The organism is Mesorhizobium sp. M0904 (genome assembly GCF_040319475.1).
Lineage (GTDB): Bacteria > Pseudomonadota > Alphaproteobacteria > Rhizobiales > Rhizobiaceae > Mesorhizobium.
Map to the genome: position 1 here is coordinate 1 of NZ_JAMYOC010000049.1, position 11,153 is coordinate 11,153.

The window sequence follows — 11,153 nt, forward strand, 5'->3', positions numbered from 1 at the left end:
AATGGCTGGCCAAACAGCGCTATCGAGGCGCTCATGCCTTGGAACTACCATCGCTGAACGGCATCAGCTACCCGCTTACGTTTGACCTCCTCGATGCCTTCATCGGTGAAGGCCAAGATCCCGTCGTCATCGTTGGCCCCGTAGACCCAGATGACGCCGTCCTCGGGCTCGAGACCGAGGGTCAGGTCCTGGATGAGCGCTTCGCTGACGCCGAGGTCCCTGGCGACACGTTCGACGGTGTAGACGTGATGCACCTTATTGCGCTGCATGATCAGGCCGCCGCTGGTTGGGTCCGCAATTTTGCGGATCTCCAATTCCACGGCAGCAAATCATCGATCCGATGGGCCGGATAGGCGGGCAGTCGGGCGAGGACGTCGGCGAGCCAGGCCTGCGGGTCGACATCGTTCATCTTGGCGCTGACGATCAGGCTGTAGAGAACGGCCGCGCGCTGTCCGCCGCGATCGGAACCGCAGAACAGCCAGGACTTTCTGCCGAGAGCGCAGGGCTCGCTCGGCTGCATTGTTGGATAGGCAGATCCGCCCATCGTCGAGGAACCGGGTGAAGGATGACCAGCGGCGCAGCATGTAGTTGAAGGCCTTGGTCAGATCATGTCCGCGCGAGAGCTTGTCGCGTCTTGATCATCCAGCGCTCGAGCTCGGTGACCAGCGGCGCGCTCCGCTCTTGGCGCACCGCGTGCCGTTGGGCCGGCGACAGGCCGTTGATCGCGCGCTCGATATCGAACAGGGCATCGATGCGCTTCACGGCTTCGACCGCCAGCGGATAGACCAGGTTGGGCTTCTCGCCGTGCGCCTTCTTGCGCGCCGCCGCTTCGACATCGGCCAGCTCGAACACTTTGCGCCGGCTGTGGGCCCAGCAGCTGGCCTCCAGAACAGGCGCCGGCTGACGACCCGTCGCATAGAGATCGCCATAACCACCAAAGGCATCGGCCTGCAGAATGCCGCTCCAGCCGGCAAGATGCGCCGCGGGATGTTCGCCTCGGCGATCGCGGGAATAATAGAACACCGCCGCCGGCGGATCGGCGCCGCCGAACGGTCGGTCATCGCGCACATAGGTCCATAATCGGCCGGTATCGGTCTTGCCCTTGGCCAGGACCGGCACCGTCGTGTCGTCGCCGTGCAGACGCGAAGCGGCCAGCACATGGGCTTCGAGCTGCTTGAACAGCGGCATCAGCGCCGCGGCGCCGGCGCCGACCTGGTCGGCGAGCGTCGACAGGCTGAGCGGCACGCCTTCGCGGGCATAGCGTTCGGCCTGGCGGTTAAGCGGCTGATGCTGGCCGAACTTCTCGAACAGGATCATCGCCAGCAGGCCGGGACCGGCCCAGCCGCGCGGGGTGGCGTGGAAGGGCGCCGGAGCCTGGCTGATCGTCTCGCAGTCGCGGCAGGTGAACTTCTCCCGCACGTGCTGGATCACCTTCCATTGCCGCGGCACCACCTCCAGCGTCTCGGTGATATCCTCACCCAGCTTGCGCAGCCGATGACCGCCGCAGCAATGGCAAGCGGCCGGCGCCGGCTCGACCACGCGTTCGCGCGGCAGATGCTCGGGAAATGGCTGGCGCGCCGGTCGCTTGCGCATGTAAGGCGCCACCTCGGTGGTCCGGGCCGCGGCCTGTTCGGCGGCGATCTCGTCTTCCGTCGCGGTGCTCTCGAGTTCCTCGAAGGTGAGTTCCATCTGGTCGTGCAGGCGGGCTGAGCGTTCAGAACTCTGACCATGCAGCGCCCGCTGCAGCTTCCGGATCGTCAGATGCTGATGCGCGATCAGCGCCGCATCATCCGATGCCTTGGCCCTGGCGACCGCCAGTTCGGCCTCGACCAGCGCAGCGCGCGCGGCCTCGTCTTCGGCTCTGGCCAGCGCCGCGGTCAGCGCTGCTCTCAGCGCCAATATCGTCCGGAACAGCATCCTGGGCGGTGGCAACCATGCCCTGGAGTGAATCATAAAACGCGTCCGCTGACTCGCGGAAAATGGCGCAAACTCAAAGAAAAACTCAGCCCGCGCGCTGCGGGCGGAACGTGTGAAGCGGGTTGCGCCAATCGATCCCGTCGAGCATGTAGGCGAGCTGCGCCGGTGATATGGAAACCGTGCCGTCCGCCGGCGACGGCCATAGAAACCGGCCCTTCTCGAGCCGTTTTGCATACAGCGACATGCCGAGCCCATCATGCCAGATAATCTTGATTAGATTGCCGCTGCGGCCGCGGAAGACATAAAGATCGCCGGCATGCGGATCCCGGCCCAACGTCTCCTGAACCTGCAGAGCGAGGCCTTGCATTCCGCGACGCATATCGGTCCGGCCGACCGCGAACCAGATCCGCACCTGGCTCGGAACCGGGATCATGAAAGGCCCAGCGCCTTCACCATCGCTGCCGCCAGTGTTGGCGGCGTGGTCAGCGGAATCCGCAGCCGCACCTTGCCGGCGACCTCCAGCTCGATCACCGCTGGGGATGCCGCCGGCCGCGAAACGGCGACAGGCTCATCGGGAGCCACGACAACTTCGGCAAAGCCCGTCTCGCGGGCTCTCATCGTGCGGCGCCACTTATAGATCAGGCTGGTCGCGACATCGTACTGACGCGCCACCGCCGCCACTGTGGCCCCGGGCGCGAATGCCGCCGCCAGGATCCGGCACTGATCCGCTTCACTCCAACGACGACGACGCTCCGGTCCGGTCAATAACGTCACATGGCTCATGCTGTGCTGCTAACTACGCTCGAAAGGACGACCTTAAGAGCGCAGCTTCGCTACCGGGCCATGCTCCCGCAAGGCGGCCTTCGCCGGAGGGTATCCGAGAGCATGGTGCGCGCGCCGGTCATTGCGCGCTCCCCGGCCAGGGTAGGGCCCAGCCTCGAGGCCTTCGCCCGTTCGCGAGGTATCTTGCCCGGCTCGATCCCGGCACCGAGTTCCCACAAACCGCGACCTTTGGTCGTTCACATCGCCGCCTCGCACCGCACATCTATTCGGAGCAGGAGATCTGCGACCTTGTGACCGCCGCTTCGCGCCTCGCCCCTGAGGGCGGGTTGCGGCCGGCAACCTACGCGACGATCTTTGGGCTGATCGCCGCTACCGATCTGCGCCGGTCAGAAGCACTTCAGCTGCGCTGCAGCGATGTCAATCTCGATGGAGCGTTCCATACGGTTCGGAACACGAAGTTCCGCAAATCCAGGCATGTGCCCATACACGCCACCGTCGTAGCCAAGCTACGGCGCTATCTGGCGGTTCGGGCGCGTCATGGTGCACGCACCGAGGACTCACGGTGTGGCCCGCATAGTTGGTCTGCATCACCGCGCCCGCCTCGTGGCGGTTGCGGAACGTTGCGCTCGCCCGGCGCTGGAAAGCGCCGAACCGGTCGCAAAACCAAGTGTAGCCATAACCATCGGGATGCGCCGCGCGGTATTCCTGCCATAACAACGTCAGCGTCACGCCCTTGCGCTTCAGCTCGCGCGAGATCATAGCCCAATCGGGCTCGTCCAGATCCTGCGGCGGACGCCCAACCCGGCGAAACAGAAGCCGCTCAGCGATGCGTCATTGTCACAGCCCGGCGGCAGCGGCCAGTCCGAGATGCCAGCCTCACGCGCCCGCAACAGACAGGTCGAAACCGAAGTCTTGATACTGGATTTGCATCGGCAGGGCCTGTCGGTGTCGGCGATCGCCAGGGAGAGCGGGGTCGACCGCAAGACGGTGCGCAAATACATTGAGCGCGGGCTCGAGGCTCCGGCCTACGGACCGCGCAGGCCGCGTCAGGCGGTGATCGATCCCTTCACGGCCTATCTTCGCGAACGCGCCACGCGATATCCCGGACTCACCGGCAGCCGGCTTTTCCAGGAACTGAAGGACCTCGGCTATGGCGGCGGCTACACGGCCGTCACCGACTTCCTGCGCGACGTCCGTCCTGCCGCGGCGGAGCGTCGATACGAGGTTCGCTTCGAGACCCCGCCCGGCGAGCAGGCGCAGGTCGACTTCGCCCAGTTCAATGTCGTCTTTACGGATAAGCCGACCACGCCGAGAATCGTCTGGCTATTCTCCATGGTGCTTGGCTTCAGTCGCCTTATTTGGCACGCTTCGTCGTCCACCAGGATCTGCCGACTGTCTTGCGCTGCCATGCTGGGGCTTTCGAGGCGCTGGGCGGCGCTCCTCGCGAAGTGCTTTACGACCGTATGAAGACGGCTGTGATCGGCGAAGGCGATACCGGCGGCATCGTCTACAACCGTGCCCTCGTCGATCTTGCCCGCCACTATGGTTTCCATCCCAAGGCGTGTCGGCCTTACCGCGCCAAAACCAAAGGCAAGGTCGAGCGGCCGTTCCGCTACATTCGCGAGGACTTCTTCCTGGCCCGGTCCTTTCGCAATCTCGAAGACCTGAACGCCCAGTTGCGTCATTGGCTGGACACGGTCGCAAACCCGAGGGTTCACGCCACCACAAGGCGTGTCGTCAACGAAGCTTTCGCCGAGGAGCGGGCAGCGCTGCGGCCGCTGCCTTTGGCTCCGTTCCGATCGGTCCTAAAGCTCGAGCGACGTATCAGCCGGGAGGGCATGGTCAGCGTCGGCGGCAATTTCTACAGCGTGCCCGACGCCACCAGGCGCCGTGTCGTCGAGGTACACACGCTGGCCGAAGAGTTGCGCATCTTCGAGGACGGCGCACTGATTGCCACCCATCCTATTCTCGAAGGCCGGCACCAGCGTCATGTCGAGCCGGGTCATCGCAACATCCACGTCCACAAGCGCCGACAAAGACTGAGGAACGACGACGTCATTCTTCATGGCTCGGGCGACAGGGTCGCTCAGCGCCCGCTGGCCTTCTACGACGCCGTCGCCCGGGTGATGGCCAAGGAGCAACGTCCATGACGAACGCGCTCGACACCACGCCATCCACCATCGATCGGATCCGCCGCGACCTCGTCGGCCTGAAGATGCCGCGGGCGCTCGAAGCGCTCGATCATGTCGTGCGCCGGCTCGAGAAAGGCGAGATCGCCGCCCTCGAAGCCATGGACATCCTCCTCTCGGAAGAGTTGACCCTGCGCGAGAACAGCCGGATCAAGACGGCACTGCGCATGGGGCGCCTGGCCACGATCAAGACCCTCGCCGGCTTCGACTTCTCTTTCCAGCCCTCGCTCGACCGCGATCGAATCTTCACGCTCGCCCAACTCGGCTTCGTCGCCCGCTGCGAGGTCGTCCACTTCCTCGGCCCGCCCGGCACAGGCAAGAGCCATCTGGCCATTGCGCTTGCAGTCGAGGCTGTGAAGGCTGGAAAGAGCGTCTATTTCTGCACGCTCGCCGAACTCATCGCCGCGCTGGCAAGGGCCGAACGCGAAGGCCGCCTGCAGGAACGCATCCGCTTCTTCTGCCGGCCTGCTCTGCTCGTTGTCGATGAGATCGGCTACTTGCCCGTCGTCCACGGTGGCGGCAATCTGTTCTTCCAACTCGTCAACGCCCGCTACGAGAAGGGCGCAATGATTCTCACCTCAAATCGCGGCTTCGCCGAATGGGGCGAGGTCTTCGGCGATCCTGTCGTCGCAACCGCACTTCTCGATCGCCTGCTTCACCATGCGGTCGTCGTCCAGATCGAAGGATCGAGTTATCGGCTCCGTCAGCACGCCGAGCTCATGCCCGAACACTTGCGATCGAAAGCCTCCATCACGCCGCCGACATTAAATCCACCATCGCGGCCGCGCGGCCGGCCACCGAAAAATGGACACCCCTCCGCGACAGTCTGAGCGGCGAAACTGGGGAATTTTACTTCGGCACTTTTGGGGAAAATTCGAGCGGCATTGACAATCTTCAGCCGTTCCGACACCGCTCGCACCGAGAGGCCCTGCTCATGCGTCAGGCGCAGGATTGATCGTCGGTCTTTCACTGTCGTTCGTCTCGCTTGCTTCCGTCTTGGCATGGCCCCTCTCAACCCGATGATGAGAGGGCAAAATGCCAGGACGGCGCTCCCGAGAACCGACCGTTATCCGCCCCGAAAACTGTCCGGGAATTAGCGGAATCACTGTGTCCGCGAATTAGCGGAATGGGTGTCCGCGAATTTCTGAAACACGCATCCTGTCTTCGGCTACAAGAGCCATGCTGCAATCGATAGCCGGCACGGCTTCATCCGCGGCTGGAGCGTCACCAGCGCCTCAGCCTATGACGGGCGTCATCTTCGATATATGCTGGGCAAAAACAATACCGGCTCGGTGTGGCCGACACCGCCTATCGCTCGAGGAAGAACGAGGCGTGGCGCCTGACCGGTTCGGCGGGTTCCAAGGCGCTGAGCTTGTTTAAGCCCAACCGGCGCAGAATGCGGCTGACCGTGGCTGGCGAGACGCCGGTTTCGGCGGCGATCTGCTGGCCCGTCCAGCGCTGGCGACGCAGCCGTTCGACCTCCGCGACCACTGACTCCGGCGTCGGCCGGCCCAGCCGGCGGGGCCGGGACGAGCGATCCTGCAGGCCCGCCAGTCCTTCGCGCCGATAGCGGTCAACCCACTTTCGCACCGTCCGCGGGCAAACGCCTGCGGCAACGGCCTGCGGCGTCTGCCCGCCCTCGACCTGCCTTACAATTCGCCCTCGACCGTGCGGCGTCAGACGGGCATTCTTATGAACGTTCATCCGGTCCCCCTGGAGTCACTGAAGCTTCAACAACCCCAGCTTTAACGGTCCGGGCCGGATGGACAACCTAAGAAAGCTCACAGCTAGCTCTAATCCCATGAGCCGTTCTGCGCGACGGCTTGCCCTCGGGCGTTCGGTATCAAAGATTGCGCCAAGTTCATCGAGGGATAAGCAGCCACCATGAACGATTCTGTCTGGCCGAGGCACCAATGAGTTCGAATATTTTATCAATCTGTGTAATCAAAAATAAGTAAGTTATCCGCTTTTACAGCCGTCATTGGAGAAACCTCCAAACGTATTCTCGTGCCTCTCTCGTCAACTGTGTTACCAATATAGAAAAAACCGATTTTCATATTTTTTATAAGCGAACGCGTGTTCTCTTGTCGAATGAATCCAGTAACTTTCTCGAATTTTAAAAACTCAAAAGCAAATTGGACTACTGCCCTGCCGGCCTCGACCGCGATCCCCTTCCCGGAGGCTGCACGGTGGAGGCAGGTTACGATTAGCGCGTTATTCGTATCTTCGGGCAGATACCGGTCGCCGCATATCAATCCACAATAACCAGCGAATTCTCTGGCTTGGCCTTCATCTTTGACGAACACCATCCATAAGCCGAAACGATGGTGCTGCCAATGATTGATGAACTGAAGCAGTGTAGCTCTCGACTGCTCTATCGTCGGATAGACTCCATCTCTGATGGCGTTTACCACGAACGGGTCGCTATGAAGTCCATGTAGAAGAAGCTCGTCGCTATGCGTCGGCGGCCTTAGGATGAGGCGCGGCGTTTCTAGGATATGCATGGGAAGATACCTTTTCTGAGCCGGCACTGATAATTGAGCGGCACTCCATAACAAGCGTCGGGACTATGATCTCCTGGAATGCGCGTTCCTTGGGTTAAAGTTCTGAAAAATCTCTGCAATAATCTTGTTTCGGGATGCTGAAAATTCTTCAAATTCGCTGAGAGGATCGGCATGGCACGCTGATGATGTTGCTGAAGTCGCCCAAGGAGATTGCATGCCATGCCTAGGCGCGAGAAGTCGAGAACCCTTTGTGTAGACTCGAGGCAACTTTCTTCCGAGAGCTGACCGGCGACGCGATTCAGCTCGCGCTGGTGTAAGATCGCCAGCATGTTGGCGCGGTAGGCCGGATTGATGACGTCTGGGGCCGAGGCGGGCAGCGGCGGTGCACGATTGCCGGAACCGGCCGGCTTCATCAACAGCGGCGCGAATGCCGCTGAAGTCTGAGCACCGACTCTGGCGAAGCTACATAAGGGCGATCTCACGCATACTACGAAGGCCGCATGATTGGCACACGCGCGTGGGCGCAGCGGGCTCTGTGATGGCGTTTCGTGAAGGTCAGGCGGCCTGCTGATCGGCGGGCTCTTCGGCTTTCGCGCGCGGGGTCGCGCAACTGACGCGGCTTGGCTGGTTCCGGCCGGTGCATTGCAAGTCGCTGGCCGCGCAAGAGGTGCGGGCGGTGCTGACGGCGCGCAAGCTCGTTCAGTCGAAGCTGAGGAATATTGAGAACAGTCTGCGCGGCATTTTGCGGGGCTTCGGACTCAAGGTCGGCAAGCCAACGCCGCGCGGCTTTGCCGGACGGATCCGCGAACTGGTGGCTGGCCACTATCCTATCATAGCCCATTTCGAAACAGCGTCCTGCCATTCATCAGGATAATTCAGTCTGACCCCCGGATCGCCTCGCACCGGGTTCAAAAAATTTTGATCGGGTGCAAGTAGCCATAGGCGATCCAAGGCCAATCAAAATGCAGTGCAAAAGCAGATAACAGGTCGAACATCTGCTCGGATCCGAAGTTGAGAGACCGCAGTCGTTCCCAGGCGTTCCATAGTCTCTCCTCCGCAGCCATTTGCGCCGGGACGTTGTCAAAGCGCGCGCCCTGTAAGGCTACGGCACGGCCGGCTGGCATCGCCAAAACTCTATCAGATCACCGCGAAGCAGAATGTTATTTCAGGTTAAATGTAGTTTGCTCTAGATTCGCAGAGATGTATAATCTTAGAAACAAACGTTTACAGTCTGCAATTTTTTGATATTGTCTTCGCGGATTATGTTGCATTAGACTACGCTGGAGTGGGATTGTTTTATCTCCGGTCATATCCGCCTTCGGCGACGTAATTGGCGCATTCCTTTGATGTGACTGCATCGAGGATTTGGCTGATAGCGTGGCAGCGGCATCGGTTGTGCGTCTGGCGGCCTTTCTGAGCAGGTGTTTGAGTTTGGCGAAGAGCTGCCCGATGGGGTTCAGATCGGGCGACTATTTCGGCAGGAAGAAGAATTTGGCGTCGGCCTTGCGGATGGCGTTTGGCCTTGCCCTTGTGCGAGCCGAGATTGATGTGGTTGTCTAATCGCGAGTGGGGCGTCAAGCACCTTACTGCATACCTACTGCATAGAGACGACGCTGTCGGGTGCACGGTTGTTGTTCGCGGTCGACAGGAGTCGCCGCATGATGGAGCTTCGCAGGACGAGCCTTCAATGTGGACGACCCACGTCGCTGAGACAGCGGTGCAACCCAGCAGCGGCATGGCTCGGCTCACGTCCCGGCAGGGACGCCTCAGGCGTTCAACTGCTGAACGCTATCCGGTTTTTACGTTGCGGCTCCTGCATTCGGGTTAAAGAACTCGCCGGTTTTAACCCGTCTTCGTCTTTCGGTTGTGGGTAAGACGAAATTGAAGATTTTCTGGGTTGGTAAGTCGTTGAGTGTATTAATGTTGACTGCCTGAATTTTATTAAAAGCGGCGGTAGTGCAGACCTCGTCTGTTTTCTGCGATGGCTTTCTATTGAGTATCATCCGGCGTGTCGCGCCTTGTGTGGATGAGGAACGACTGATCTTAAGTGTGCTCTTAGGAGCGCACTTAGGAGTGGTTGATGGGTCAGATCGCGTTGCTCACGGGCCCCGAACGTCGGCGCCGTTGGAGCGAGGAGGAACGGCGCCAGATTTTGGAGGTGGCGTTTTCGCCCGGAGGGAGGATGTGATTCGCTCGCGCCTGTGAAATCCGTCCCTGATACGCTTCCGTCCGACCTTGCTAGCGCCCATGCGATGATCTCGCCGAGCGGGCCGCGCGCCTGGAGGCGGAGGCTGTTGCGGCGCGTGCACCTCTGACCTTGCCCCTCTGATCTAATCCGGTTTGAAGTTCGTTCTGGCCCATCGAGAGGACCAGGACATGAAACGTAGCCGCTTCTCTGAAGATCAGATCATCGGAATTTTGAAGGAACATGAGGCCGGGGTATCGGTTGCCGAACTGTGCCGCAAGCACGGGGTCAGCGACGCCTCGATCTACAACTGGAAGGCCCGCTTCGGCGGGATGGATATCTCCGAGGCTCGGCGACTGAAGGCGCTGGAGGACGAGAACACGCGCCTGAAGCGGCTTCTGGCCGACGCCATGCTCGACAATGCCGCGTTGAAGGATCTTGTGGGAAAGAAATGGTGACGCCCGCGGCCAAGCGGAAAGCTGTCGCTCGCCTGAAGGAAGGCTTCGGGATGAGCGAACGGCGGGCGTGTAAAGCCATCGGCTGTTGCCGCATGACGGTTCGCTACGAGACCAGCAGGCCGGACGACCGCGAGCTTCGCGAGCGGATGAAGGCGATCGCGCAGGAGCGTCGCCGGTTCGGCTACCGGCGTCTTCTCGTGATGCTGAGGCGGGAGGGCCTGGTCGTGAACCACAAGAAGCTGTTCCGGCTCTATCGGGAGGAGAAGCTCGCCGTTCGCCGCCGTGGCGGCCGCAAACGGGCGATCGGGACCAGGGCGCCGATGCTGGTGCCGCTGAGGCCCGACGAGCGCTGGTCGCTCGACTTCGTATCGGACCAGCTCACAGACGGGCGCCGCTTCCGCATCCTGGCCGTCGTCGACGACTGCACGAGAGAGTGCCTGGCACTCATCATTGATACGTCTCTCTCGGGCATGCGGGTTGCCCGCGAATTGGACCGGCTCATCACCGAAGAACATCATGCCGGATAATGGCTTCATCGAGAGCTTCAACGGCCGACTACGCGATGAACTGCTCAACGAGACGCTGTTTACTTCGCTGGCTCAGGCACGCGTCGCCATCGCCCTGTGGCGCGCCGACTACAATCCTGTTTCATAACACCCATCTGTCTATGTCGTTGAAGTGAATAGGTTTTGCTGATCTGGATGCGATCCCGTGGGGTATTTTGGGTTTTGCCGCGCGCGATGAACGATGCGCTGTGCCGCAGGTTCGCCAAGCGTTGATCGGCTGAAGACCCATGGACCATCCGGCAGAGGATGAACGCCTTCGATCTCGCCCGCCTCGGCGGCGAGCCTGAGGGTCTTCGGTGCAACGCCGAGAAGGCGCGCCGCCTTGTTCAGGTTAAGCCATGGCTCGTTGCCGTCCGCCGCTGGCCGGAAGACAGGGATCTTATGATGCGACCTGTGCGCGGTGACCCGTTCGCGTGTCCATCGATTGCCGTGGCCGGTCACCAGTCCATTGCGGTTGAGGATGCCAGCAATCAGATCATCATTGGCGATGAGCACCAGTTGGCGGACGGCCGCGATGATATCGCCGGACGTGCTGTTGCGCTGTCCACGGC

The 11,153-nt window shown here is 61.4% G+C and carries 6 protein-coding genes and 7 pseudogenes; 5 read left to right on the plus strand and 8 right to left on the minus strand.

Going from position 1 to position 11,153, the window contains the following annotated elements; genetic code table 11:
- Positions 1-44 precede the first annotated feature (44 nt).
- From NKH80_RS29815 to tnpA, 4 genes and pseudogenes are all read right to left on the minus strand, one after another.
- Positions 45-320, minus strand: a complete 276-nt coding sequence (locus NKH80_RS29815; protein WP_502901011.1) for a hypothetical protein — start codon at positions 318-320, stop codon at positions 45-47.
- Positions 272-1,953, minus strand: a pseudogene (gene tnpC, locus NKH80_RS29820) (IS66 family transposase). The gene NKH80_RS29815 and the pseudogene tnpC overlap by 49 nt, the downstream one beginning before the upstream one ends.
- A gap of 49 nt (positions 1,954-2,002) precedes the next feature.
- Positions 2,003-2,350: an IS66 family insertion sequence element accessory protein TnpB gene (gene tnpB, locus NKH80_RS29825; RefSeq protein WP_352995591.1), complete on the minus strand. Its 348-nt coding sequence runs from the start codon at positions 2,348-2,350 to the stop codon at positions 2,003-2,005.
- Complete coding sequence (tnpA, locus tag NKH80_RS29830; protein ID WP_352995593.1) at positions 2,347-2,700, minus strand: IS66-like element accessory protein TnpA; 354 nt, start codon at positions 2,698-2,700, stop codon at positions 2,347-2,349. The genes tnpB and tnpA overlap by 4 nt, the downstream gene beginning before the upstream one ends.
- Between tnpA and NKH80_RS29835 the strand changes: the two are divergent.
- Positions 2,616-3,224 (plus strand): annotated as a pseudogene (locus NKH80_RS29835) (tyrosine-type recombinase/integrase); the annotation flags it as partial. The gene tnpA and the pseudogene NKH80_RS29835 overlap by 85 nt on opposite strands.
- Before the next feature lie 34 nt (positions 3,225-3,258).
- Here NKH80_RS29835 and NKH80_RS29840 read toward each other — a convergent pair.
- A pseudogene (locus tag NKH80_RS29840) lies at positions 3,259-3,614 on the minus strand (IS21 family transposase); the annotation flags it as partial.
- Here NKH80_RS29840 and istA point away from each other — a divergent pair.
- A pseudogene (gene istA / locus NKH80_RS29845) lies at positions 3,568-4,850 on the plus strand (IS21 family transposase). The pseudogenes NKH80_RS29840 and istA sit on opposite strands and share 47 nt — an antisense overlap.
- The gene (gene istB / locus NKH80_RS29850; protein ID WP_352995594.1) at positions 4,847-5,719 is read left to right on the plus strand and encodes an IS21-like element helper ATPase IstB; all 873 of its coding nucleotides are present in this window, start codon (positions 4,847-4,849) and stop codon (positions 5,717-5,719) included. Before istA ends, istB begins: the two are co-directional and overlap by 4 nt.
- 502 nt (positions 5,720-6,221) lie before the next feature.
- Here istB and NKH80_RS29855 read toward each other — a convergent pair.
- Together NKH80_RS29855 and NKH80_RS29860 are read right to left on the minus strand one after the other, a co-directional pair.
- Positions 6,222-6,593 (minus strand): annotated as a pseudogene (locus NKH80_RS29855) (helix-turn-helix domain-containing protein); the annotation flags it as partial.
- Between the two features lie 227 nt (positions 6,594-6,820).
- Positions 6,821-7,393, minus strand: a complete 573-nt coding sequence (locus NKH80_RS29860) for a GNAT family N-acetyltransferase (protein WP_352995597.1) — start codon at positions 7,391-7,393, stop codon at positions 6,821-6,823.
- 592 nt (positions 7,394-7,985) lie between these two features.
- Here NKH80_RS29860 and NKH80_RS29865 point away from each other — a divergent pair.
- Positions 7,986-8,213: pseudogene (locus NKH80_RS29865) on the plus strand (IS110 family transposase); the annotation flags it as partial.
- 1,556 nt (positions 8,214-9,769) lie between these two features.
- Positions 9,770-10,678: pseudogene (locus NKH80_RS29875) on the plus strand (IS3 family transposase); the annotation flags it as partial.
- Positions 10,679-10,701: 23 nt separating this feature from the next.
- Here NKH80_RS29875 and NKH80_RS29880 read toward each other — a convergent pair.
- A partial coding sequence (locus NKH80_RS29880; RefSeq protein WP_502901012.1) for a MerR family transcriptional regulator occupies positions 10,702-11,153 on the minus strand: 452 nt, incomplete at its 5' end.